This window comes from Streptomyces sp. NBC_01176 (genome assembly GCF_045039825.1).
Lineage (GTDB): Bacteria > Actinomycetota > Actinomycetes > Streptomycetales > Streptomycetaceae > Streptomyces.
In genome coordinates, this window is sequence record NZ_CP108600.1 from 4,951,998 (window position 1) to 4,976,701 (window position 24,704).

At 71.0% G+C, this 24,704-nt stretch carries 21 protein-coding genes and 1 tRNA gene; 9 read left to right on the forward strand and 13 right to left on the reverse strand.

The features are described from left to right. Positions 1-3 precede the first annotated feature (3 nt). From OG199_RS21310 to OG199_RS21360, 11 genes are all read right to left on the reverse strand, one after another. Positions 4-1,485 carry an FAD-dependent monooxygenase gene (locus OG199_RS21310; RefSeq protein WP_405830810.1) on the reverse strand — a complete coding sequence of 494 codons (1,482 nt, stop codon included), beginning with the start codon at positions 1,483-1,485 and terminating at the stop codon, positions 4-6. Positions 1,486-1,603: 118 nt separating this feature from the next. Then, the gene (locus OG199_RS21315; protein ID WP_405830812.1) at positions 1,604-3,298 is read right to left on the reverse strand and encodes an FAD-dependent oxidoreductase; all 1,695 of its coding nucleotides are present in this window, start codon (positions 3,296-3,298) and stop codon (positions 1,604-1,606) included. A 2-nt stretch (positions 3,299-3,300) separates the two neighbouring features. After that, on the reverse strand, positions 3,301-4,236 hold the full coding sequence (locus tag OG199_RS21320; protein WP_405830813.1) for an aromatase/cyclase: 936 nt from the start codon (positions 4,234-4,236) through the stop codon (positions 3,301-3,303). 95 nt (positions 4,237-4,331) lie between these two features. Continuing rightward, positions 4,332-5,117 (reverse strand): 3-oxoacyl-ACP reductase FabG, encoded by a 786-nt coding sequence (fabG, locus tag OG199_RS21325; protein ID WP_266700320.1) that lies wholly within the window; start codon positions 5,115-5,117, stop codon positions 4,332-4,334. 132 nt (positions 5,118-5,249) lie between these two features. Beyond that, a complete protein-coding gene (locus tag OG199_RS21330; RefSeq protein WP_266700319.1) occupies positions 5,250-5,525 on the reverse strand; it encodes an acyl carrier protein in 276 nt (91 codons plus the stop codon). Positions 5,526-5,811: 286 nt separating this feature from the next. Continuing rightward, complete coding sequence (locus tag OG199_RS21335) at positions 5,812-7,026, reverse strand: ketosynthase chain-length factor (RefSeq protein WP_401806482.1); 1,215 nt, start codon at positions 7,024-7,026, stop codon at positions 5,812-5,814. Next, positions 7,023-8,294 carry a beta-ketoacyl-[acyl-carrier-protein] synthase family protein gene (locus OG199_RS21340; protein WP_356809544.1) on the reverse strand — a complete coding sequence of 424 codons (1,272 nt, stop codon included), beginning with the start codon at positions 8,292-8,294 and terminating at the stop codon, positions 7,023-7,025. The genes OG199_RS21335 and OG199_RS21340 overlap by 4 nt, the downstream gene beginning before the upstream one ends. Next, on the reverse strand, positions 8,291-8,620 hold the full coding sequence (locus OG199_RS21345; RefSeq protein WP_351726568.1) for a TcmI family type II polyketide cyclase: 330 nt from the start codon (positions 8,618-8,620) through the stop codon (positions 8,291-8,293). Before OG199_RS21345 ends, OG199_RS21340 begins: the two co-directional genes overlap by 4 nt. A gap of 188 nt (positions 8,621-8,808) precedes the next feature. Next, positions 8,809-10,581, reverse strand: coding sequence for an acetyl/propionyl/methylcrotonyl-CoA carboxylase subunit alpha (locus OG199_RS21350; RefSeq protein WP_405830817.1), 1,773 nt, complete (start codon positions 10,579-10,581; stop codon positions 8,809-8,811). 352 nt (positions 10,582-10,933) lie between these two features. Continuing rightward, on the reverse strand, positions 10,934-11,878 hold the full coding sequence (locus OG199_RS21355) for an NAD-dependent epimerase/dehydratase family protein (protein ID WP_356809422.1): 945 nt from the start codon (positions 11,876-11,878) through the stop codon (positions 10,934-10,936). A 55-nt stretch (positions 11,879-11,933) separates the two neighbouring features. After that, positions 11,934-12,947 (reverse strand): ScbA/BarX family gamma-butyrolactone biosynthesis protein, encoded by a 1,014-nt coding sequence (locus OG199_RS21360; protein WP_405830818.1) that lies wholly within the window; start codon positions 12,945-12,947, stop codon positions 11,934-11,936. Between the two features lie 473 nt (positions 12,948-13,420). Between OG199_RS21360 and OG199_RS21365 the strand changes: the two genes are divergently transcribed. Both OG199_RS21365 and OG199_RS21370 read left to right on the forward strand, forming a co-directional pair. Continuing rightward, the gene (locus tag OG199_RS21365; protein WP_356809420.1) at positions 13,421-14,215 is read left to right on the forward strand and encodes a response regulator transcription factor; all 795 of its coding nucleotides are present in this window, start codon (positions 13,421-13,423) and stop codon (positions 14,213-14,215) included. Between the two features lie 245 nt (positions 14,216-14,460). Further along, complete coding sequence (locus OG199_RS21370) at positions 14,461-15,081, forward strand: ScbR family autoregulator-binding transcription factor (RefSeq protein WP_401807357.1); 621 nt, start codon at positions 14,461-14,463, stop codon at positions 15,079-15,081. 494 nt (positions 15,082-15,575) lie between these two features. Here OG199_RS21370 and OG199_RS21375 read toward each other — a convergent pair whose 3' ends face one another. Further along, positions 15,576-16,223 carry a TetR/AcrR family transcriptional regulator gene (locus OG199_RS21375; protein WP_356809742.1) on the reverse strand — a complete coding sequence of 216 codons (648 nt, stop codon included), beginning with the start codon at positions 16,221-16,223 and terminating at the stop codon, positions 15,576-15,578. A 310-nt stretch (positions 16,224-16,533) separates the two neighbouring features. On the opposite strand from OG199_RS21375, the gene OG199_RS21380 reads away from it, so the two are divergent. After that, positions 16,534-17,796: a histidine kinase gene (locus OG199_RS21380; protein ID WP_405830821.1), complete on the forward strand. Its 1,263-nt coding sequence runs from the start codon at positions 16,534-16,536 to the stop codon at positions 17,794-17,796. 132 nt (positions 17,797-17,928) lie between these two features. Here OG199_RS21380 and OG199_RS21385 read toward each other — a convergent pair. After that, a tRNA-Leu gene (locus OG199_RS21385) sits at positions 17,929-18,015 on the reverse strand. A gap of 414 nt (positions 18,016-18,429) precedes the next feature. Between OG199_RS21385 and OG199_RS21390 the strand changes: the two genes are divergently transcribed. The 6 genes from OG199_RS21390 (at position 18,430) to OG199_RS21415 (ending at position 24,571) form a co-directional block, all read left to right on the forward strand. Further along, positions 18,430-18,573 (forward strand): hypothetical protein, encoded by a 144-nt coding sequence (locus OG199_RS21390; RefSeq protein WP_153289598.1) that lies wholly within the window; start codon positions 18,430-18,432, stop codon positions 18,571-18,573. Beyond that, positions 18,561-19,412, forward strand: a complete 852-nt coding sequence (locus OG199_RS21395; RefSeq protein WP_401807373.1) for an FhaA domain-containing protein — start codon at positions 18,561-18,563, stop codon at positions 19,410-19,412. The genes OG199_RS21390 and OG199_RS21395 overlap by 13 nt, the downstream gene beginning before the upstream one ends. A gap of 10 nt (positions 19,413-19,422) precedes the next feature. Continuing rightward, a complete protein-coding gene (locus OG199_RS21400) occupies positions 19,423-19,947 on the forward strand; it encodes an FHA domain-containing protein (RefSeq protein WP_266700307.1) in 525 nt (174 codons plus the stop codon). Positions 19,948-20,067: 120 nt separating this feature from the next. Continuing rightward, complete coding sequence (locus OG199_RS21405) at positions 20,068-21,609, forward strand: Stp1/IreP family PP2C-type Ser/Thr phosphatase (RefSeq protein WP_356802062.1); 1,542 nt, start codon at positions 20,068-20,070, stop codon at positions 21,607-21,609. 26 nt (positions 21,610-21,635) lie between these two features. Next, entirely contained in the window at positions 21,636-23,084 is a 1,449-nt protein-coding gene (locus tag OG199_RS21410; RefSeq protein ID WP_168529074.1) for an FtsW/RodA/SpoVE family cell cycle protein, read from the forward strand. Continuing rightward, positions 23,081-24,571 (forward strand): penicillin-binding transpeptidase domain-containing protein, encoded by a 1,491-nt coding sequence (locus OG199_RS21415; protein ID WP_351724564.1) that lies wholly within the window; start codon positions 23,081-23,083, stop codon positions 24,569-24,571. The genes OG199_RS21410 and OG199_RS21415 overlap by 4 nt, the downstream gene beginning before the upstream one ends. The last annotated feature ends 133 nt before the right edge of the window (positions 24,572-24,704 follow it).

Below are 24,704 nucleotides of genomic sequence, written 5' to 3' on the forward strand. Positions count from 1 at the left end.
ATCTCAGCCGCCCTCCGGCGCACCGAACCAGCGGTGCAGCGCGGCGGACAGCTCCTGCGTACCGGTGTCCGCCCAGGCGACATGACCGTCGGGGCGGACCAGCAGCGCGGCGGCACCGCCGAAGGCGTCCGGGTCCCGCGGGCTGCCGGTGACGACGGTGACGCGGTCCTTCCAGCGGGCCGCGGCCTCGCGCGGCACGGAGTCGTCGGCGAGGTCGAGCAGCAGACCCTGGGCCGGGTGCAGCAGTTCGGGCGTAAGGACCTCGCCCGCGGCGGTGTCCAGCGCACGCGGCGGCAGGCGGCGGCCGACCAGCGGATGTCCGCCGTCCCCGAGGTCGTAGTGGACGTCGAGATGGCTGACCACACCGGCGAGATGGCGCTTGACGCTGTCGAGGCCGATGAGCTCGGCGAACAGGTCGCGCAGCGGCTGCGACTCGGGGCCGCCGAGGAAGACCGTGCCCTGGGCCCGGGTGTTCATCAGCAGCCGGGCGCCGACGGCGTGGCGTTCGTCGTGGTAGGTGTCCAGCAGGCCCCCAGGAGCCGTGCCCCGCACGGTCGCGGCCAGTTTCCAGCCGAGGTTGACCGCGTCCTGGACCCCGGTGCTCAGGCCCTGGCCGCCGGCCGGGAGATGGATGTGCGCGGCGTCGCCCACGAGCAGCACCCGGCCACGCCGGTACTCGGTGACCTGCCGGGTGGCGTCCGTGAAGGAACTGACCCAGTCGGCGCGCCCGCCGGAGATGTCCTCGCCCGTCAACCGCAGCCAGGCCGCCGCCACTTCGGAGAACTCCGGGGTCTCGCTGCGGTCGGCCGGCGGGGTGCCGTGCTCGCAGACGATGATCCGGTCCACGCCCTCCTTCAGCGGCGCGGCCATCACCATGCCGCCGGGCACCCGCTCGCCCAGGAAGCGGGGTGCGACCTGGCAGCCGACCACATCGGCGAGGTACATGCCCCGGGTGGCGGGGGTGCCGGGGAAGTCGAAACCCGCGGCCCTGCGCACCGGGCTGTGTCCGCCGTCGGCACCCACCAGGTAGGCGGCGCGCAGCGTGCGTTCCCCGGCGGACGTGTCCAGTGTGACGGTGACCCCGTCCCCGTCCCCGTCCTGCTCCAGCGCCCGGAACTCCCAGCCCCGCCGGATGTCGGCACCCAGGTCGCGGGCCCACTCCTCCAGCACCGCCTCCGTCCGGGACTGCGGGATGCCGCGGGCCCCGAAGTGGGCGTCCTCCAGCACGGTGTAGTCGAACTGCACCCCGCCGAAGTGGCCCATCGGGCTCTTCTCCAGGCCGCCGAAGCGCGGGACCAGGCCCCGCTGGTCGAACGACTCCATCGCGCGGGCGGTGAACCCGAGCCCGCGCGACTGTCCGGTGGGCCGCTCCAGCCGCTCGGCGACGACGACGCTCACCCCGCCCAGCCGCAGCTCCCCGGCCAGCATCAGCCCGGCCGGGCCGGCGCCGACGACGATGACGTCCGCGTCCCTCTGCGCGTCCATGGGTGTCCTTTCCTCGCGCGCGTCGGCGCGCTTCGCATCGGTGGGTGGCGTGTGTGCGGTTCCTCATGTGCGGGTGCGCGCCGGCCGGTTGGGGCCGGTACGGGTCGTACGGTCGCGCTCAGCCGGCGGCGGCCGGGAAGCCGAACCAGCGGGTCAGAGCCTCGGGCAGGCCGTCGGGGCGCGGACCGGCCCAGGCCACGTGACCGTCGGGGCGTACGAGCAGGGCCTGGCCCGCGGGGAGCGGGCCCCCGGCCTCGGGAGGACCGGCCACGAAGGCGACCCGGTCCCTCCAGGGCTCCAGCGCCGCGCGCAGCACCCCGCCACCGTTCCCGTTTCCGTTCCTGCTCCCGTCCAGGGACAGCAGCAGCCCGCGACCGGTGCGCAACAGTTCGGTCGTACGGCGCCGCGGGCCACCGTCCGTGGGCTCCAGCCACGCGTCCGGCAGCCGCCGCCCGAGCAGCGGATGCCCGGCGGCCGTGTCACCGGAGTCGACCCCGGCGCCGGCGGCGCCCAGGGCGGTGTCGGGCCCGAGGCCACGACCGCCCGCCGCTCCCCCGAGCCCCCCGAGTCCCCCGAGTCCCCCGACCTCCTGGACGTCCCCGACGCCCCCGGCGTCCTCGGCGTCTCCGACGTCGTACCGGATGCCGAGGCCGCTGATCATCCCGGCCAGGTGTCGGCGTACACCGTCCACGGCGAGGAGTTCGGTGAGCAGGGAACGGGCCGGTTCGACCTCCGGTCCGCCGAGCAGCAGCTCGACCTGGGCCCGGATGTTGGCGAGGACCTGACGGCCCACGCTGCGCCGCTCGGTGTCATAGGTGTCGAGGAGTTCCTCGGGGGCACTGCCGCGCACCACCGCGGCGAGCTTCCAGCCGAGGTTGAAGGCGTCCTGGACGCCCAGGTTGAGGGCCTGCCCACCGCTCGGCATCTGCCGGTGCGCCGCGTCCCCGGCGAACAGGACACGGCCGTGCCGGTAACGCGCGAGCTGCCGGTTGGCGTCACCGAAGGCGTTGACCCACAGGGGGGTGCCCTGGCTGATGTCCTCGCCGGTGACGCGCTTCCACACGTCGGTGACCTCGGTGAAGTCCGGTTCGCCGCCGCCGCGTTCGGCGACGGGCCGGCCGAACTCGTGGACCATCACCCGGGTCACCCCGTCCCTGGTGGCGGCGATGGCGAGCCCGTGCCGAAGCCGCTGGAAGCGCCGGTCGGCGACGCTGATGCCGGAGACGTCCGCCCGCAGCAGCTCACGCCTGGCGTCCTGCCCGGGGAAGGGGGCCCGGACCAGCCGCCGCACGGTGCTGTCCTCGCCGTCGCAGCCGACCAGATAGCGGGCCCGGATCCGGACGGGACCGTACGGGCCGATGGTCTCGGCCTCCACGCCCTCGGCCGCGCCGGCCGCCCCGTCCCGCACGGTCAGGGAGAGCAGTTGGTGCCGGCGCCACAGATCCGCGCCGAGGTCGGCCGCCCGGCGCTGCAACAGCTCCTCGGTGCGGGTCTGGGCCACCTTCCACTGCCCGGGGTACGGGCCGGGCAGCGTCAGGTCGAGGGGTACGCCGCCGAAGTGGCCGCGCGGCTCGCACGGCGGCGTACCGAGCTCGTCCAGCAGTCCGCGCGAGTCGAGGATCTCCATGGTGCGGGCGTGCAGCGTGGAGGCCCGCGACTCGGTGGTCGGGCCGGGGCGCTGGTCGACGACGACCACCTGTGCGCCGCCCAGCCTCAGCTCGGTGGCGAGCATCAGACCGGCGGGGCCCGCTCCGACCACGAGGACGTCGGTGTCCAGGGTGGTCGTGTCGGTGTCCTGATGGTCCGTCGTCATCGTCAACGCCTGCTCTCCGCGTGGGCTTTGGCGTGGGTGAGGGTGGCGCGGCTGTTGGTGGACAGGGCGGTGTGGACGTAGGTGCGTGCGTCGGCGACGGTGGCTTGGGGGCCGAGGATGGTGTGGATGTTGTCGGTGTTGAGGGTGACGGTGTGCTGGGAGGTGGCGGTGACGCCTTCGTCGGTGTCGGTGAAGGTCCAGTGGCCGGTGTGCAGGGTCATCAGTGCGGGCAGGGTGACTTGTTTGTAGGCGATGTGGTGGTGGGGGAAGGTCACCCGGTAGGACTTGGTGGTGTGGACGGAGCCGTCCTTGGCGCGGGTGTCCATCTCCAGGGTCTGCAGGCCCGGGGTGTTCTCCTCCAGGCGGACGGTGGCGACGTGCGGCAGCCGTTCGGGCCACAGGTGGGCCTCGTTGACGAAGGCGTACACGTCCTTCGCCGAACCGTCGATTAGGACGGTGTCCTCGAAGGAGAACGTCACCTCCTCCGCCGCGTGCGCGAACTCGACGTTCTTCTTCAGCGCGGCCAGCTCGGAGCGGCTGTTCCGGTCGACCGCCGCCTCGATCCAGAGCAGGTCGTGCGGGTCGTCGTCGATCGCGCGGTAGTCGTGCAGCAGCCGCACCCGGGAGGCGTCCTCCCCGAGCGGCTCGATGATCCAGGTCCCGCCCATCGCCGCGACCGGCGGGGCGGGTATCTCCTGGCGGAAGGTGATCCGCAAGGCCTCGGGGTCCAGCTCGCGGCGCGACGTCCAGTTCTTCGCCTCGCCGTTGGCGGTGGCCCAGATCCGGATCCGCTCCTCGGAGCCGTTCCGCTCGACCTGGTCGACGTGGATGGTGGGCGGGAAGATCCGCGGCCAGTTGGTGACCTCCGCCAGCAGCCGGTACACGGCCGGTGCGGGCGCGGCGATCGTGATCTCGTGCTCTACCTCACGGGTCGTCATGACGCTTTCTTCTCCAGGGCTGGGTACGGGCTGCCGGCGGGGGGAGCCGGCGGTGGCGGGCGTGGGGGGAGTGGGACGGGGGTGGCTGGGGCCGCTCAGAAGTTGCCGAGTCCGCCGCAGACGTTGATGGCCTGCGCGGTGACCGAGGCGGCCGTGTCGGAGGCGAGGTAGGCGACCATGCCGGCCACCTCCTCCGGGGTGGAGTAGCGGCCGAGCGGGATCTTCGCCTGGAACTTCTCGAGGATGGCGTCCTCGGAGGTGTCGTAGGCGGCGGCGTACCCGGCGCGCACGCGCTGGGCCATCGGCGTCTCGACATAGCCGGGGCAGACGGCGTTCACGGTGATGCCGGTGGGGGCCAGCTCGTTGCCGAGGGCCTTGGTGAAACCGACCACGCCGTGCTTGGAGGCGGAGTAGGGGGCGCCCAGGACCACGCCCTGCTTGCCCGCCGTGGAGGCGATGTTGATGATCCGGCCGCGGCTCCGGTGGCGCATGCCGCCCGTGTTGAGCACTTCCCGGGTCAGCCGGAAGACGCTGTTGAGGTTGGTGTCGATGACATCGGTCCACAGCTCGTCCTCGATGTCGGCCGTGACACCGCCGCCGGACCGGCCGGCGTTGTTGACCAGGACGTCGACGGTGCCGAAGCGGTCGACGGCGGCCTGAACGAATGCGGCGGCCGAGGCCGGGTCGCGGACGTCGAGGACGCTGCCGTCCGCCTCGACCCCCTCGTCCTGGAGCGTCTTGACCGTCTCGGCGACGTTGTCGGCGTTGCGCGCGCCGATGAACACCCGGTGGCCGGCGGCGGCCAGCGCACGGGCGGACGCGAGACCGATGCCGCTGGTGGCTCCGGTGATGAGAGCGACCCGCTTCTCCAGCGTTGACATGTGCTTCCTCTCCCTGTGACGTGTGGTCTGCTGCGGCGGTCCCGGGCCGGACGGGGCCCGCTCGGATGGAGTGGGACGCGGCTCCGCGCGGTGCGGCGAAAGGTTTCGCCCGGCCCGGGAAAGCCGTCGGGGTCAGGCGGCGGCGGGCTCGTCGGCGCCGAACTGGTGGTTCACGGCCTCGATGAGGGCGCGCGGGGTGTCGGCGTCGGTCAGCAGGTCCTCGTCGAGGACGATCCCGTACTCGCGCTCGATGCGGCTGCCGGTCTCCAGCAGGGCCAGCGACTCGTAGCCGAGGACTTCGAACGGCTCGTCGAGGATGTCGCCGTCGAGATCGACGCCCTCGTCGACGCCCGCGCCCTCCAGCAGGATGCGGCGCAGGTCGTCCAAGGTGAATTCCGTAGTGGACACGTGGGTTCCTTCCCAGGTCGAGATGGATCGGTCGGGCGGTGATCGGTCGGACGGTGATCGGTCGGACGGTGATGGTCGAGCTGCGGACGTCCGGGCTTGGGGACGTCCGGGCTACGGCACGTGCGGGCTACGGCACGTGCGGGCTACGGCACGTGCGGTCGATGGGATCTCCGGGCGAGGGGAAGTCCGGTCGATCGGGGAGCCGGGCAGCGGTGACGGGGTGGCAGAGGGGCGGTCGAGGGAAGAGAGGAGCAGCGCCGGGGCGGGGCCCGCAGGACCGTGCCGGTCAGTCGACGGCGCGGACGACCACGGCCGAGTTGAAACCGCCGTAGCCGCGGGCCAGGACCAGCGCGGTACGCACCTGGGCGGGGCGCGACTGGGTGAGGACCAGGTCGAGGCCGTACTCCTCGTCGGGGTCGACGTGCACCGTCGGGGGGATCAGTCCCTCCTCCATGGCGAGCAGGGCGGTGGCGACGTCGAGCGGGGCCGCGCCGGAGTACAGCCGGCCCGTCATCGTCTTCGGCGCGGTGACCGGGACGCCCCGGACACCGAAGACCGCCGAGATCGCCGCGGCCTCGATCCGGTCCAGCTCCGGCACGCCGGCGGCGTCCGCGAAGACCACGTCGACGTCCCCGGGTGCCACGTCCGCGTCGGCGAGGGCGAGTTCGACCGCCTTGCGCAGTCCGGGCTCACGGTCGCTGCCCGGCCGTGGGTCGAACGTCGAGCCGTAGCCCGCGATCTCGCCGTAGATCCGGGCGCCGCGCGCACACGCCGACTCGGCCGACTCCATGATCAGGATGGCGCCGCCCTCGCCCGGCACATAGCCGGACGCGTCGGCGTCGAAGGGCAGATAGGCGCGGGTCGGTTCGTCGCTCGTGCTCAGCCGGTCGCCGGCCATCTGCGCCACCCAGCCCCAGGGGCAGATCGACGCGTCGACACCCCCGGAGACGATCATCGGGGTGCCCTTGCGGATGAGCCGCCGTCCGTGCGCCACCGCGTCGAGACCGCCGGCCTCGTCGCTGACGATGACGCCGCTGGGACCCTTCAGCCCGTTACGGATGGAGATCTGGCCGCTGTTGACGGCGTAGAACCAGGCGAAGGACTGGTAGGCGGAGACGTACTGGCTGCCCTGGCTCCACAGCTTCTCCAGCTCGCCCTGGCCGAACTCGAAGCCGCCCGAGGAACTGGCCGTGACGACGCCCATGTCGTACTGCGGCAGCTCCTTGGGGTCGATCCCCGCGTCGGCGAGCGCCCAGTCGGCGGCGACCAGCGCCATCCGCGTCATGTGGTCGGTCTGCGGCAGCAGCCGGCTCGGCAGCACGTCCTCGGCGACGAAGCCGGGCACCTCGCCCGCCAGGGTCGACGGGTAGGACGACGGGTCGAAGCGGGTGACCCGTCCGATGCCGTTCTTGCCGGTCCGGGTGGCGGCCCAGTAGTCCTGTGCGCCCAGTCCGTTGGGGGCGGCGATGCCCAGACCGGTCACTACCACCGTGGTGGTCATGCCACGCTCCTCTCGGGACGCGCCAGCACCATGGCGCTCTGGAATCCCCCGAAGCCGCTGCCGACCGTGAGCACCGCGTCGGTGAGCTGCTCCCGGGCGACCAGCGGCACGTAGTCGAGGTCGCACTTGGGGTCGGGGGTGGTCAGGTTGGCCGTGGGCGGCACGACGTGGTTCTCCATCGCCAGCGCGGACGCGGCGATCTCGATGGAACCGATCGCGCCGAGCGAGTGCCCGACCATCGACTTGATCGAGCTGACCGGGGTCCGGTAGGCGTGGTCGCCCAGGCTCCGCTTGAACGCCTCGGTCTCATGGCGGTCGTTCTGCTTGGTGCCCGAGCCGTGCGCGTTGATGTAGTCGATCTCGGTCGGGTTCATCCTGGCCTCGTCCAGCGCGGTCGTGATGGCCTCGGCCATCTCCGCGCCGTCCGGTCGCAGACCCGTCATGTGGTACGCGTTCGAGCGCGTCGCGTATCCGGCGATCTCGGCGTAGATGTGCGCGCCGCGCCCCCGGGCGCTCTCCAGCTCCTCCAGGACGAACACGGCGGCACCCTCCCCGAGGACGAACCCGTTGCGGGTCCCGTCGAAGGGACGCGAGGCCCGCTCGGGGGCGTCGTCCCTGGGCGTCGTCGCCTTGATCGCGTCGAAGCACGCCATCGTGATCGGCGAGATCGGGGCGTCGGACGAACCCGTGATCATGACGTCGGCCGAGCCCTCGCGCAGCAGCTCGACGGCGTGGCCGACCGAGTCGATGCCGGACGTGCAGCCCGTGGAGACCACCGTGCTGGGGCCCTGCGCGCCCACCGCCCAGGCGACCTCGGCCGCGAAGGAGCTGGGAACCAGGTAGTTGTACAGGTGCGGGACGGTGTACGCGTGGTCCACCAGGCGCAGCCGGCCGCCGTCGCTGACGACGTTGTACTCCTCGTCGAGACCCATGGTGGCGCCGACCGCGCTGCCGATGGTGACACCCACCCGGTACGGGTCGTGGGCGTCGATGTCGATGCCGCTGTCGGCGACCGCGCCACGGGCCGCGACCACCGCGAACTGCGCGGCGCGGTCCATCCGGCGGATCTCCTGCGGGCTCAGTCCGTGCTCCGCGGGATCGAAGTCGATCTCCGCGGCGACCCGGGAGCGGAACGGGCTGGGGTCGAAGAAACTGATGCGGCGGGTGGCCGTACGGCCCTCGCTCAGCAGGTTCCAGAAGTTCTTCGCCCCGACACCGCCGGGGGCCAGCACCTCTATGCCGGTGATGACGACTCGTCGGCCGGTCACGCGGACGCCTCCCAGTTGTAGAAGCGCGTGGCCATCGCGTCGGCCGGGGAGCGCCAGGTGGCCGGGTCGTACGCCTCGATGAACGGCTTCAGGTCCTCACTGATCTGTACGAAGCGCGCGTCGTGCCGGGCGTGCTGGATCAGCTCGCCGCCGTTGTCCGCGTCGAAGTCCTGGAGGTGGAAGTACAGACCCCGGTACTGGAAGAGCTGGCGCCGGCGCGTTCCCATGCGGTGCGGCATTTCCGTGTCGTCGAAATCACCGAAAATCCTGGCCACGTCGACGCTCGACCCGGGGTCCATCCGAGCCACAATCAGCGTGCTGTACATACGTTTCCCTCTCCTCGGGGCCCACCACACACGACAGTTGAAGAAAGCTCGTATTCAGTATCCGGGGCGATAAGAGCGGTTTCAATATTCTCTGTGTCAGGTAATTGTCAGACCCCGTCAGAATTCCGCAGGTAATTCCGGAGGACCGCACGGTTCCCTGGCGAATTCGCCGAGAATCCGCTCATGCCTCAGCTGGTGATGTCGCACAGGGCGGCGCCGGAGGTGACGGACGCGCCCACTTCGGCGCTCAGCCCCTTGACGGTGCCGGAGCGGTGGGCGTTGAGGGGCTGCTCCATCTTCATGGCCTCCAGGACGACGACGAGGTCGCCCTCCCGCACTTCCTGGCCCTCCTCGACCGCGATCTTGACGATCGTGCCCTGCATGGGCGAGGCGAGGGTGTCGCCGGAGGCCGCCGGCCCGGACCTGCGGGTGCCGCGGCGTTTGGGCCTGGCGCCCCCGCCGAGTGCCGCACGGGCCGTCGCCATGCCCAGCGAGGACGGCAGCGACACCTCGAGGCGGCGCCCGCCGACCTCGACCACGACGGACTCGCGGCCCGACTCGTCCTCGGTGTCCGCGTCCGCGGGGGCCGTGAACGCGGGGATCTCGTTGACGAACTCGGTCTCGATCCACCGGGTGTGGACGGTGAACGGGTCCGCGGAACCGGTCAGCTCCGGAGCGAACGCCGGGTCCCGCACCACCGCGCGGTGGAACGGGATCGCGGTCGCCATGCCCTCGACGGTGAACTCCTCCAGGGCGCGGGCGGCGCGCTGGAGCGCCTCCGCGCGGGTACGGCCGGTCACGATCAGCTTGGCCAGCAGGGAGTCCCAGGCCGGACCGATCACGCTGCCGCACTGCACGCCGGCGTCGAGGCGGACGCCGGGGCCGGAGGGCGGGGCGAAGGTGGTGACGGTGCCGGGAGCGGGCAGGAAGCCGCGGCCGGGGTCCTCGCCGTTGATACGGAACTCGAAGGAGTGGCCGCGCAGTTCGGGATCGCCGTAGCCGAGTTCCTCGCCGTCCGCGATACGGAACATCTCCCGGACCAGGTCGATGCCGGCGACCTCCTCGGTGACCGGGTGCTCGACCTGCAGACGGGTGTTGACCTCCAGGAAGGAGATCGTGCCGTCCATCCCGACGAGGAACTCCACCGTGCCCGCGCCGACGTAGCCGGCCTCCTTGAGGATCGCCTTGGACGACGCGTACAACTCGGCGACCTGCGCGTCGGACAGGAACGGAGCGGGCGCCTCCTCCACCAGCTTCTGGTGACGGCGCTGGAGCGAGCAGTCACGGGTCGAGACGACGACCACGTTGCCGTGCGTGTCGGCCAGACACTGCGTCTCCACATGGCGGGGCTTGTCGAGGTAACGCTCGACGAAGCACTCACCGCGTCCGAACGCGGCGACCGCCTCGCGGACCGCCGAGTCGTACAGCTCCGGGACCTCCTCCAGGGTGCGGGCGACCTTCAGCCCGCGTCCGCCGCCGCCGAACGCCGCCTTGATCGCGATCGGCAGCCCGTGCTCCTTCGCGAAGGCGACGACCTCCTCCGCGCCGGAGACCGGGTCGGGGGTGCCCGCGACCAGCGGGGCACCGGCACGCTGCGCGATGTGCCGGGCGGCGACCTTGTCACCCAGGTCACGGATGGCCTGCGGGGGCGGCCCGATCCAGATCAGTCCGGCGTCCAGGACGGCCTGCGCGAACTCGGCGTTCTCGGACAGGAAGCCGTACCCGGGATGGACCGCGTCCGCCCCCGAGTCCCCGGCGGCCCTGAGCACCTTCGCGATGTCCAGATAACTGGTGGCCGGGGTGTCACCGCCCAACGCGAACGCCTCGTCCGCCGCTCGGACATGCACAGCGTCCCGGTCCGGTTCCGCATACACGGCAACGCTCGCGATCCCGGCATCCCGGCACGCCCGGGCCACGCGGACAGCGATTTCGCCACGGTTGGCGATGAGCACCTTGCGCACGATGAACCTCCCCTGACTCCGCTCGGAGCCACAAGACTGTTCGAGCGCACACCCCCCTTCAATACGGTCCGCTGCAGAACTGGGTCAGAATCCGCAGACCCGGGGCAGCAGTTTCCGGAAGAGGAAAGAAAAAGGTCAGGCCTCCGTCAAAAAGCCGGACCCGACGGGTGGAACCGTCGGGTCCGGAAAGAGCGGGAATGCAGCATTCCACAGACGTGCTTTCGGCCTTCTCGCGGGATTTCCGGGCCGCCGTGAGTCGAGACGACCGGAGTGCGGAGACCTTCGGTCCTTCAGCCGGAGTCCGGGAACTTCAGCCGGAGTCCGGGCACGCTCAGGCGGAGTACGGGCACGCTCAGGCGGAGTGCCGGGCCTCGCGGTCGGAGTGCAGGACCTTGCGGTACCAGGGCGCGGCGAGCGCGAAATCGGTGGCGAACCCCGGGCCGGGAGTACGGCGCAGATCGGACCAGAGCGGGGCGCTGTCGAAGACGTGGTCGGTGGTGAACATGTCGAGCCCCGACGCCGGTACGCCGCGTTCCTCCAGGACCTCCCTGGCCTGGTCGGCGGTCAGATCCCGGTCCGGCCGGTCGATGCCGACGCACTCCGCCACCGCGCGCAGCAGGGCGTCCACGGCGAGGGGCTCCGGGTGGGCCGCGTGATAGACGGAGGCCGTCAGGTCGGCGGCGGGGGCCAGCGCGGTCGCCACCAGGAGTCCGGCCAGCTCGGACACCGCGATCACGGACGTCCGGGAGGGCCAGCCGTCCACGGTGCCCGGCAGCGTGGACAGCAGCCGGGCCAGTCCCGGAACCACCCACGCGTCGCCCTCCCCGTACACCAGGTGCGGCCGCAGGACGATGCCGCCGGCCGCGAGCACGGCGTCCTCGGCCGCGGCCCGGGTACGAGAGGTGGGCGAGCCCGGATTGCGCGTCAGTTCCCCGGGCCGGCCGCCGCGGAAGGTACCGCGGCCGTAGACGGAAGCGGTGCTGAGCTGGACGATGCGCGCAACCCCCGCGCTGCGCGCCTCCTCGACCAGGGCCGCCGTACCGCGGGCGTTGACGGCCTCGTTGGCCTCGACGTCGCCGCCGATCCGCGAGGCGCAGTGGATCAGGACGTCGACGCCCTCGCACACCCCGCGCAGGGACGCGGGTTCGCTCAGGTCGGCCCGTACGACCCGGGGGCCGGAACCGGGCAGGGGACTGCGGTGCGACATCAGCCTCAACTCGGTTCGCTGCCGCGCCGCTTCGCGAGTGACATGGCTGCCGACGAAGCCGGCCGCGCCGGTGATCAGAAGGGTGGGCACGGAACACTCTCCTCGGGATGGGACGGTCGCCAAGGGGCCCGGACGGTGTCCGGGTTCAGCGGCCGCGCGGGCTCAGGACGAGTTCGGCGGTGAAGACCGTCTCAGCGTGCTGCGTGCCGCGCACCCGCACCAGTACGCCGCCGTCGGTGCCGTGCGGTTCGACCCGCGGTTCGATCCAGCAGGGGGCGTCGAACTCGGCGTAGCGCGCGAAGTTGCTCTTGAGGCCCAGCAGCAGGGCGTCGGGCATGCCCGACGAGACGAGGGCGGCCTGCCGGGCCGCCTCCAGCAGCACCATGCCCGGTATGTGGTCGACGGGATGGTCGAAGAAGGTGGGATGGGCGGTGTCGACGCGCAGTTCCCAGCGCTCGTCGGCGCCCGCCGCCGACCCGGGCTCCGCGAGCAGCACATGGCGGTCGCCGGAGTGGCCCACGGCGGCGGGCTCGATCCCCGGCGGCACGACACGGTCGGTGGTGGTGGGGCGGCCGGCGCGCAGCCTGCGGTGGACGGCCGGGCTGGTGCAGCTGAACGCGGCGCCCCCGGTGGCCAGGGCCTTTCCGTCACGCAGCACGGTGACGTCGTAGCGCATGCCGCCGAGCACACGGCCCCGGCGGACGATGTCGCGGCAGACGGTGCGCAGTTCCACCTCGGTGGGCACGGCGTCCGCGACGAGCAGTTCGGGAGCGGTGCTGAACGACATGTCCCACATCAGGAACTGGTGCCCGAAGGGGACGCCGAACTCGGCGTGCGCGAGCAGGGAGCCGATCTGCCGGACGGACTCGATCAGCAGCATCGGGTCCTGATAGCCGCCGGACTGGGTGAAGAACGAGTGGCTGCGCGGCCATTGGGCGCTGACCGCGAAGACGTCGGAGCGGTCGGGCCCGGCGGCTTCGGCGGCGGCTTCCCAGCCGGTCAGGAGCACTTCGGAGACGGCGGCGCGATGAACGTACTCGCGCGGAACCGTCGTGGTCAGCCGGGGCTGCGTAGTCCTCGCGATGGTTCGTGGGGCCCTCGTGGCCACCGTCGCGACGTCGCTTTCGACGGACACACGGGTGGAGGTGGTGTACGACATGTACGGCACTCCTGTCTGTTTCCGAGCAGGGGGCAGCACTTCGCACTGTCGGCAGCCACCCCCCGTGGCCGACGTTCTCTTGCTCGCACAAGATACAGACATGTCTGTTCGGTTCTTCAAGTAAAGCTTTAGTATCCCTCTAGGTTCAGGCCGTCGTTACCGACCGGTACGACACGATCGCGCCACTTGCGCCACCGCCCCTCCGAAACCGTGCAGACCTGCATGGTTAGAGGCATCAAGCCGCGCCCGGCCGGGCTCGTCACCTCGCGCGGACCTCCTCGAAGCATCACCTCGAAATGGCGGAGAACCACACATCAACGCAGGTCAACACGGGCTGATGACGAAGCGCGCAGGCCGACGCGCGGGGGACGGAGAACACGTTGACAATCAGACAAGTCTGTTTGCTATCGTCCTTGAGGTGAGCGTTCAGCAGTCCGTTCCGTGATGACGAGACTGTGCCTCAGGAGGAGCAGATGAATCGGCAAGCCGTGGATCTACTCGACGTCCGACCGCAGCGCAATCTCCCGCACCGCCCCACGATTCCCCACCCCGGCCGGCCGGTCGCCGCACACGCTGCGACCGACCACCCCGGCCCCCCGGCCGGAGCCCTGCGCGTCCTGGTCGTGGAGAACGACCCCAGGGCCGCCGACTCCCTCGTCCAGGGCCTGCTGCGACAGGGGTACGCCGCGCAGAGCGTGGCCACCGGCACCAAGGCGCTCCAGGCGCACCGCGACGCCGATCTCCTGCTGCTCGACCTGGACCTGCCCGACCTGGACGGGCTGGAGGTGTGCCGGGGCATCCGGGCGGTCTGCGACACCCCGGTCATCGCCGTCACCGCGCGTGGGTCGGAGCTCGACCGGGTGCTCGGACTGCAGGCCGGAGCCGACGACTACCTGGTCAAGCCCTACGGCTTCCGGGAGTTGCTGGCGCGGATGGAGGCGGTGATGCGCCGGGTACGGCAGCAGCCGGCGTCCGCCCAGGTCATCACCCACGGGCCGTTGCGCATCGACGTCGGCACGCGGGTGGCCACCCTGGACGGGGAGCCGGTGGACCTGACCCGCAAGGAGTTCGACCTGCTGCACCTGCTGGCCTCGCAGCCCGGCACCGTGATGCCGCGCCGCCAGCTGATGGCGCAGGTCTGGGACGACACCTGGTCCCACCGCGGGCGCACCATAGACACCCACGTCAGCAGCCTGCGCGGCAAGCTCGGTTCGAGCGGCTGGATCATCACCGTCCGCGGGGTCGGCTTCCGGCTCGGTCATCCGTAGTCCCGGGCGGTCGTCCGCGACCGCCCGGGGGTACCCGCGACCGACGCCCCGGGGACCACCCCCGCACAGTCCGCTTGAGAACCGCTGAAGCAGCACTGAAGCAGCACTGAAGAGCCACGCTCGGAGCGACCGAAAACCGAGCCGAACCGGAATCGAATACTCCCGCCCCCTGGCGGCGTGCCGCCTTGCCGATACAATACAGACCAGTCGGTAAAATTCCAGCGGGGCGAGAGCAGGGACCTGGCATGGCCACACAAGAGCGCGGGACGAGGTCGAGGCACTCGATCCTGGAGTCCGCTGCGCGGGTGTTCGACGAGCGCGGTTACGACGCGGCGAGCACCAACGACATCCTGGCCCGGACGGGTCTCACCCGAGGCGCGCTGTACCACCACTTCCCCTCCAAGGAAGCGATCGCCGTGGCCCTGGTGACCGCGCACAGCGAGGCCCTCGTGGTGCCGGACCGCGCGGTGAAGCTCCAGGCGGTCATCGACCTGACCCTGGAGTTCGCCCAGCGCCTCCAGAGCGACCCGGTGCTGCGCGCGAGTGTGCGGCTCGCGGTGGAGCAGACGTCCTTCTCCCGCCCGCCGGAGACCGCGTACGAGCAGTCCGGCGCGGCCATCCTGGCGCTGCTGCGGCAGGCCGAGGAGCAGGGCGAGATCCTGCCCGGCGTGGACATCCAGGAAGCGACCTCCACCATCGTCGGCGCCTTCACCGGGCTGCAGCTGATGTCGCAGGTGTACAGCAACCGCGAGGACCTGCCCGAACGCATCGGCGCGTTCTGGCGTTTCGTGCTGCCCGGCCTGGCCACTCCCGGCCTGCTCGGCCGCCTGCGCACCGGCGTGACGGTGCCGCCCGAGGACGTCTGAGCGCGTCCGGACCTCGCGGAACCCCGCCGAACCGGCCGGATCCCGACCGAACCGGCCACACCACGCCGAGCGGCCAGGCGCCCCCAAGCCACGGCCCGGGCCCGGAACTTGACGGCGCTCCACACCCGCGCCGCGAACGCGGCCACCGCCCCTGGCACCCAAGTGCGTCCGACGCACTTGGCCGCACGAGCCGCACGAGCCGCACGAGCCGCACGAGCCGCACGAGCCGCACGAGCCGCACGAGCCGCACGAGCCGCACGAGCCGCACGAGCCGCGGCAGCATCCCGCCCCTGGCGCCGGTTCACACAACTCCGCCCGGACAGAGGCCTGCTGATCCAGATCCAGATCCTGATCCAGGACCCTGCCCCTCCGATGCGCCTCGCCGCGCCCCCTCCCGGAGCCGGAACAGGTGCCCCTGCCACACCAACTGCCGCGCAGGACAGGTGCGCCCCGCTACGGCTCCGCCCAGGGCAGGAGCGGCCCACCGCGGCGCCTCAGACCCGCTCCCCGTCCCCCCGTCGCCCGGCCCCCTCCGTACCCATCCCACCCATGGCACCCACCGCACCCACCGCACCCACCGCACCGACGGCTCCCGCCGAGAACAACGGCCGCAACAGCGCCCACAGCCTCTTGGACGTCTTGGCGTCCCACCACTCGGCATCCGTGTGCCCCAGGGTCTCCAGCCCCGCGGCCACCACGACGGCGAGGTCGGCGAGATCCTCCGGCGCGGGCACGGCGTCCCGGTGCGTGTCGGCGACGCGCCCGCGTACGAGCGTCAGCACGTCGTCGCGCAGCCGCGGCGGACCCGAAGACCCGTCCACCGCCAACTGGATGCCGGCGCGGACGAGTTCCTCCGTCCGCAGGGCCTCGCAGAAGGCGATCAGGAGGCGCTCGGGGGCGTCCTCCACGCCGCCGCCCCCGAAGGCCTCGTCCATGAGCGCCACGACGCGCTCGTGCGCCTGCTCGTAGACGGCGGCGTTCAACTCCGCGATGGAGGAGAAGTGGTGGTAGAGAGCCCCCCGGCTCACTCCGGCCTGGCGGCAGATGTTGACCAGCCCCGCATCGGCGGGCCGGCCGTTCGCTATCAGTTCCGCCGCGGCACGGACGAGAGCCTGACGGGTCTGTTCGGACCGAGTCTGCATCAGGCTGCACCTGCCTATTCCTGCGCTTGGCATGAAGGAGCGCGCGGGTGCCCGTGGGCGCCAGCAACAACCGGAATCATACAACCATGCCTGTTTTAGTCGACAGCCCCGTGAACGCGGACCTCCATCCAATCCCCATACATCCCCCTGCTCTTGGCCATGACCGGACCCTTGACGGGAGACCGATCCCATGAGCACAAGCCGTCCGGAACGCTCGTCGACCCTTGACAATCAGACAAGTCTGTTTGTTACGTTGACGGCGGCCACGTTGCCCCGGCACCCGAGCGTCACCCGAGCGTTGAGGAGTCCGATGAGCAGCACGACCGCCCCCGCCCCCGCCCCCCCGCCCGTCTGCGTTCCCGGGGCGGTGCCGGCCGTAGGCATCGGATTCGGCGAAGCCCTGCACGAGGGCCTGGTCCGTGCGGCGTCCCGGACGGCACCGCGACGCGGCCCCGCCACGGGCCCGACCGGCGACACCCTGGGGGCCTGGGAGACCGACGCCGTGCTCGACCGCTTCACCGCCCGACTGCCCGCCGTACTCGCCCCCGCCGAGGCGGAGGTGCCGGCCCTGCGCGGCACGCTGACGGAGTTCGCCCGCACCGTCCTGATGCGCGCCGCGGAACCCGCCCCGACCACGTCCGCACCCCCCGCCACGGAACATCCGCCCGTCCCCGTCCCCGTCCCCGTCCCCGCCCCCGTCGCCCCGCCCGCGGCCTCCCCTCACCAGGTGGCGGCCGCCGTCGCGCTGCTCCTGGAGTGCGCCCTGCTGCACGTCCTGGAGCACGGCATCGCACACCGGGAGAGCGTGCTGCCGCGTGCGGTCGCGGTCGTCCGGCGCCTCGGCGAGGTGGTCCGGGACGCCGGGGAGGGAGTGTGGTCCGGCGACGACGGCCGCGGTGAGCGCCGCAGGCTGGCCCGGCAGCTCCACGACGAACTGGGCGGCGCCCTGTCCACGGCCCGCCACAGCCTCGAAGCCGCCGTGTCGGCCGCCACCACCCCGACCGCGGCGACGCCCACCGCCACCGACGCACACGCCACCACGGGCTCCCTCACGTCCCCCGACTCCCCCACCACCTCCCACCACACCTCCGCCGCTCATCTCGCCGCAGCACAGCGGGCGTTGGCGGAGGCGGCCCGGCAGAACCAGGCGCTCGTCGGGGGTCTGCGCCGGCGGGCCGAGCTACCGCCCCTGCGCGAGGCCCTGGAGGCCTTCCTCGCGGGCCCCCGCCCGCGCGCCGGCTTCGGCGTCCGGACCTCCGTCGAGGTCGTCGGGGACGAGCGGACCCTCTCCGAGCGGTACCGGGAGGAGACCTTCCTCGCCCTGCGCGAGGCCCTGCGCGACCGCCTGGCCCGCTCGGGCGCGCGGCAGGTGGACACCGTCGTACGCGTCACCAGACGCTGGCTCTACGCGAGGGTGACCGACGACGGCCACGGACCCGCGACCGGCTCCGCCGAGGCCCTGCGCGCCCTGACCGACCGGATCGACGACCTCGGCGGCCGCACGCGCGTCAACCCGGGCACCCCCACCGGCACGCTGCTGGAGATCCATCTGCCCCTGCGCCGGCACCCCTGAGACCCCGCCCCGGTGGTCCGAGAAAAATTGAGAGACAGAACACACTCGGACCGTAGCCGCCCGAACCCTGGATCCAGTCTGGTCCGGGCATACGGAAGAGGGCCCATCGTGATCACGATGGGCCCTCTTCACTGGTGCGCGAGGGGGGAGTTGAACCCCCACGCCCTTGCGGGCACTGGAACCTGAATCCAGCGCGTCTGCCTATTCCGCCACCCGCGCATTGGGTGTGTCCTCCGGTGCCCCACCGTGTGGTGCGAGCGCCTTCCGACATGCAGAAGATTAGCACGGTGGCAGGGGCGGATTCACATCGCTTTCGAGCGGCCCCGGCACCCCTGGGCCCCGGGCCGGCTCCCGTACGCCGGGGCCCGAGCCCGTCGGCGCCGCTCCACGTGTCGACGAGAACCGGTTCACGTATCAACCTCGTACCGGTCCAGGCCATCTCCCCAGGAGCAGGACAGCGTGCACAGTCGGGTGCGGGACACTGGTCCCGGGCCGCCTCTACGATCCTTGGCAGGAGTAGTGCAGGGAAGAGTTCGAAAAGGTGCCCCGCAGGGAACTTCGGGAGGGGACTTCGGAAGGCGTCGACAACCTGTCGACCGGGCCGACAGGGGGAACCAGCCGATTTCCCGGCGCGTGGATACGATCAGTAAGCAGTACCAGCACGACCAGGACGACAGCGGCCGACCGTACGACGCGGCGGGCCGTGCGCAGTACGGCACAGGCAGCACGCAGTACCAGGACGGCTACGAAGGAGGAGGTGCCCCATGGGAGTCCTGAAGAAATTCGAGCAGCGTCTCGAAGGTCTGGTCAACGGCACCTTCGCCAAGGTGTTCAAGTCCGAGGTCCAGCCCGTGGAGATCGCCGGAGCGCTGCAGCGCGAGTGCGACAACAACGCCACGATCTGGAACCGCGAGCGGACCGTCGTACCGAACGACTTCATCGTGGAGCTGAGCACACCGGACTTCGAGCGCCTCAGCCCCTACTCGGGCCAGCTCGGCGACGAGCTCGCCGGCATGGTGCGCGACTACGCCAAGCAGCAGCGCTACACCTTCATGGGCCCCATCAAGGTCCATCTGGAGAAGGCCGACGACCTCGACACCGGTCTGTACCGGGTGCGCAGCCGTACGCTCGCCTCCTCCACCGACCAGCAGGCGCCCGAGCGCGCCCCCGCGGGCCCCGCTCCGGCGTCCCCGCGAGGCCAGGGCGGCCAGGGCGGGTACGGCTACCCGCCGGCCGCCGCACCTCCCATGCCGTCCGCGCCGCCGCCCGGACGCCCGGGGCCCTCGCCCATGGGCCAGCGGCCCGGCCCGGCCACCGGGCCGGCGAGCGGCGGCCGCACGCGGCACTGGATCGAGATCAACGGCACCCGCCATCAGATCTCCCGCCCGACGCTGGTGCTGGGCCGCAGCACCGAAGCCGACGTGCGGATCGACGACCCCGGCGTATCCCGCCGGCACTGTGAGATCCGGACCGGAACGCCCTCGACGATCCAGGATCTCGGGTCCACCAACGGCATCGTGGTGGACGGGCAGCACACCACCCGCGCTACGCTCCGCGACGGCTCGCGGATCGTCGTGGGCAGCACCACCATCATTTACCGGCAAGCCGAAGGGTGAAGCGGGGGCAATGTCAGAGCTGACCCTCACGGTCATGCGGCTGGGTTTCCTGGCCGTACTGTGGCTGTTCGTGATCGTGGCCGTGCAGGTCATCCGCAGCGACCTGTTCGGAACGCGTGTCACACAGCGCGGCTCGCGCAGGGACGCCGCCAGGCCGCAACAGGCCGCGCGCCAGGCTGCGGCGCCACCGCCGCAGCGCCAGCAGGCGGCGCCGAGCGGCGGCGGACGCCAGCGCCGCGGCGCCCCCACCAAACTCGTCGTCTCCGAGGGCACTCTCACGGGCACGACGGTCGCGCTCCAGGGGCAGACCATCACGCTCGGCCGCGCGCACGACAGCACCATCGTGCTGGACGACGACTACGCGTCCAGCCGCCATGCCAGGATCTACCCGGACCGGGACGGCCAGTGGATCGTCGAGGATCTCGGCTCCACCAACGGCACGTATCTCGACCGGAGCCGACTGACGACTCCCACGCCGATCCCCCTGGGTGCGCCCATCCGCATCGGCAAGACCGTCATCGAGCTGCGGAAGTAGTACGACAATGAGCGAGCGGAGCGAGCACGCAGCGGCGGTCCACACGAAGGACCCCGGCGCGCTCCCGACCGGAGGGTGGGCACCGTGCGGATGTACCCGGAGCCGACGGGCGAGGTGCGCATGAGTCTGTCACTGCGCTTCGCCGCCGGATCGCACAAAGGCATGATCCGCGAGGGCAACGAGGACTCCGGCTACGCCGGCCCCCGGCTGCTCGCGATCGCCGACGGAATGGGCGGCCAGGCCGCCGGTGAGGTCGCCTCCTCCGAGGTGATCTCCACCATCGTGGCGCTCGACGACGACGTGCCCGGCTCCGACATCCTCACCTCGCTCGGCACGGCCGTGCAGCGGGCCAACGACCAGCTCAGGATGATGGTCGAGGAGGACCCGCAGCTGGAGGGCATGGGGACCACCCTCACCGCCCTCCTGTGGACCGGCCAGCGCCTCGGCCTCGTGCATGTCGGCGACTCCCGCGCCTATCTGCTGCGGGACGGCGTCCTCACGCAGATCACCCAGGACCACACCTGGGTGCAGCGCCTCGTCGACGAGGGCCGCATCACCGAGGAGGAAGCCACCACCCACCCGCAGCGCTCCCTGCTGATGCGCGCGCTGGGCAGCGGCGACCACGTCGAGCCGGACCTCTCCATCCGCGAGGTCCGCGCCGGCGACCGCTACCTGATCTGCTCCGACGGACTGTCCGGCGTCGTCTCGCACCAGACGATGGAGGACACCCTCGCCAGCTACCAGGGCCCGCAGGAGACCGTCCAGAACCTCATCGAGCTCGCGCTGCGCGGCGGCGGCCCCGACAACATCACCGTCATCGTGGCCGACGTCCTCGACATCGACTCCGGCGACACCCTCGCCGCCCAGCTCTCCGACACCCCCGTCGTGGTGGGCGCGGTCGCCGAGAACCAGCACCAGCTGCACGACAACGGCGCCATGCAGACGCCCGCGGGGCGCGCCTCCGGTCTCGGCCGTCCGGTGCCCGGACAGGGCGGCGGCGAGTTCGGACCGCCCGGCAGCGGCGACGCCGACGGCTACGCCCCCACGGGCGGCTTCGCCGACTACTCGGACGAGGACTTCGTCAAGCCGCGCGGCGGACGCAAGTGGCTGAAGAGATCCTTCTACTCCGTGCTCGCGCTCGCCGTCATCGGCGGCGGCGCGTACGGCGGCTACCGGTGGACGCAGACGCAGTACTACGTCGGCAGCAACGGCAAGCACGTCGCGCTGTACCGCGGGATCAGCCAGGACCTGGCCTGGGTCTCGCTGTCGAAGGTGGAGAAGGATCACCCCGAGATCGAACTCAAGTACCTGCCGCCGTACCAGCAGAAGCAGGTCAAAGCGACCATCGCGGAGGGCGGTCTCAGCGACGCCCGGTCCAAGATCGACGAGCTCGCCGTGCAGGCGTCCGCGTGCAGGAAGGACTCCGAGCGCCGCTCCGCCGAGACGCAGAACAACGCCAAGACCGGTCAGGGCGAGGCAGGTGGGACCACGGGAACCACAACCACCTCTCTGACGTCCAAGGCCACGTCCAGCCCGACGCCGACACCGAACTCGTCGAGTTCACCGTCGTCGAACCCGTCCAAGACCGCACCTACTCCCACACCCGGCCCCAGCCTCTCCGACGAGGAGCAGAAGCTGGTCTCGCTGTGCGGTAAGCAGTAAGAAGCCGTGAGGGGCCCTGTCACACCATGAGCAGTAGTACGAACACGCCGACGCACCACACGTCGACGATCGGCTCGATCGGCACGCCGAGCCGGCGCAACACCGAGCTGGCACTGTTGGTGTTCGCCGTCGTCATCCCGGTCTTCGCCTACGCCAACGTGGGCCTGGCCATCAATGACTCGGTGCCGCCCGGCCTGCTGAGCTACGGTCTCGGACTCGGCCTGCTCGCCGGCGTCGGCCATCTCGCGGTGCGCAAGTTCGCCCCGTACGCGGACCCGCTGCTGCTGCCGCTGGCGACGCTCCTCAACGGGCTCGGGCTGGTGATGATCTGGCGCCTCGACCAGTCCAAGCTGCTCCGGTCGCTGCCCAATTTCGCCCCCGCCGCGCCCCGCCAGCTGATGTACACGGCGCTGGGCATCGGCCTGCTCGTCGCCGTGCTGATCTTCCTCAAGGACCACCGTGTCCTGCAGCGCTACACCTACATCTCCATGTTCGGCGCCCTGATCCTGCTCCTGCTGCCGCTGGTTCCGGGCCTCGGCGCCAACATCTACGGTGCCAAGATCTGGATCTCGATTCCCGGCCTCGGCACCCTCCAGCCCGGCGAGTTCGCGAAGATCATCCTCGCGGTGTTCTTCGCCGGCTACCTGATGGTCAAGCGCGACGCGCTGGCCCTCGCCAGCCGCCGCTTCATGGGCCTCTACCTGCCGCGCGGACGGGACCTCGGCCCGATCCTGGTGGTCTGGTTCGTCTCCATCCTGATCCTGGTCTTCGAGACCGACCTCGGTACCTCGCTGCTGTTCTTCGGCATGTTCGTGATCATGCTGTACGTCGCCACGGAGCGGACCAGCTGGATCGTCTTCGGTCTGCTGATGTCGGCGGTCGGCGCCGTGGGCGTGGCGAGCTTCGAACCGCACATCCAGACGCGTGTCCAGGCCTGGCTCAACCCGCTGCACGAGTACAAGCTCAGCCAGGCCGGAACCCACGACGGCATCCTCCACTCCGAGCAGGCCATGCAGGCCCTGTGGGCCTTCGGCTCCGGCGGCACGCTCGGCACCGGATGGGGACAGGGCCACTCCGAACTCATCCGGTTCGCCGCCAACTCCGACTTCATCCTCGCCAGCTTCGGCGAGGAACTGGGCCTGGCGGGGATCATGGCGATCCTGGTCCTCTACGGCCTGATCGCGGAGCGCGGCATCCGTACGGCGCTCGCGGCCCGCGACCCGTTCGGCAAGCTCCTCGCCGTCGGTCTCTCCGGCGGCTTCGCGCTCCAGGTCTTCGTCGTCGCGGGCGGCGTCATGGGCCTGATCCCCCTCACCGGTATGACGATGCCGTTCCTGGCCTACGGAGGCTCCTCCGTCATCGCCAACTGGGCGCTGATGGGCATCCTCATCCGAATCAGCGACACCGCCCGCCGCCCGGCCCCCGCACCCGCGCCCAGCCCCGACGCCGAGATGACCCAGGTGGTCCGCCCGTGAACAAGCCCCTGCGCCGGATCGCGATCTTCTGCGGACTCCTCGTCCTCGCCCTGCTCATCCGCGACAACTACATCCAGTACGTCCAGGCGGACAGCCTGCGGACCGACACGCTCAACCGGCGCGTCGCCATCGAGCGGTACGCCACCCCGCGCGGCGACATCATCGTCGACGGCAACCCGATCACCGGGGCCGCGAAGTCGGCCAAGGACGGCATCAACGACTTCGAGTACAAGCGCACCTACAAGGACGGCGCGATGTGGGCGCCCGTCACCGGGTACGCCTCCCAGGCCTTCGGCGCCACCCAGCTGGAGAGCATCGACGACGGCATCCTCACCGGCAACGACGACCGGCTCTTCTTCCGCAACACCCTCGACATGCTCACGGGCAAGAAGAAGCAGGGCGGCAACGTCGTCACCACCCTCAACGCCGCCGCGCAGAAGGCCGCGTACCAGGGTCTGCTGAAGCAGGGCAAGGGCGCCGTCGCGGCGATCGACCCCAAGACCGGCGCGATCCTGGCACTGGCCTCGACCCCGTCGTACGACCCCTCGACCTTCGCCGGGAACTCGACGAGCGTCGACGGCAAGGCCTGGACGAAGCTGCAGAAGAAGAACGACCCCAACGACCCGCTGCTCAACCGGGCACTGCGCGAGACCTACCCGCCGGGCTCCACCTTCAAGGTGGTCACCGCGGCGGCGGCGCTGCAGAACGGGCTGTACTCGTCCGCGGACCAGAAGACGGACTCCCCGCTGCCGTACACCCTGCCGGACACCAGGACCGAGCTGAAGAACGAGGGCAGCATCCCCTGCAAGGACGCGACCATGCGCGTCGCGCTCCGCTACTCCTGCAACACCGTCTTCGGCAAGATCGGCGCCGACCTCGGCAAGGACAAGATGCTGTCGGAGGCCGAGAAGTTCGGCTTCAACGCCCAGCAGTTCACGCCGGTCCGCTCGAACGCCTCCATCTTCCCCAAGACGATGGACAAGCCCCAGACGGCGCTCAGCTCCATCGGCCAGTTCGAGACCGCGGCGACCCCGCTGCAGATGGCCATGGTCGCCTCGGCGGTCGCCAACGACGGCACGCTCATGAAGCCGTACATGGTCGACAAGCTCCAGGCCCCGAACCTGGACGTGATCTCGCAGACCGAGCCGCAGAAGCTGAGCGAGCCGCTCTCCAAGGACAACGCCCAGATCCTTCAGTCGATGATGGAGACGGTCGTCAAGGAGGGCACCGGCAAAAACGCCCAGATCAACGAGAACGGCGTCACGGTGGGCGGCAAGACCGGTACCGCCCAGCACGGTGTGGCCAACAGCGCGAACCCGTACGCCTGGTTCATCTCGTACGCGAAGCTCGCCGACGGCAGCTCCCCGGTCGCCGTCGCCGTGGTGGTCGAGGACGAGAGCGCCAACCGGGACGACATCTCCGGTGGTGGTCTCGCGGCCCCGATCGCCAAGAGTGTGATGAAGGCAGTAATCGACAGCAAGAAGTGACCCCTGTCACGTCCCCTTCACATCGGTGCACGTTGCGATACCGGTCCTGTATCGGGTGACGGGCTCGGCCAGGTCACACAAGTCGATCCGGGTACGGTATGCCCGGACGGCACACCGCCGGACCACACATGCG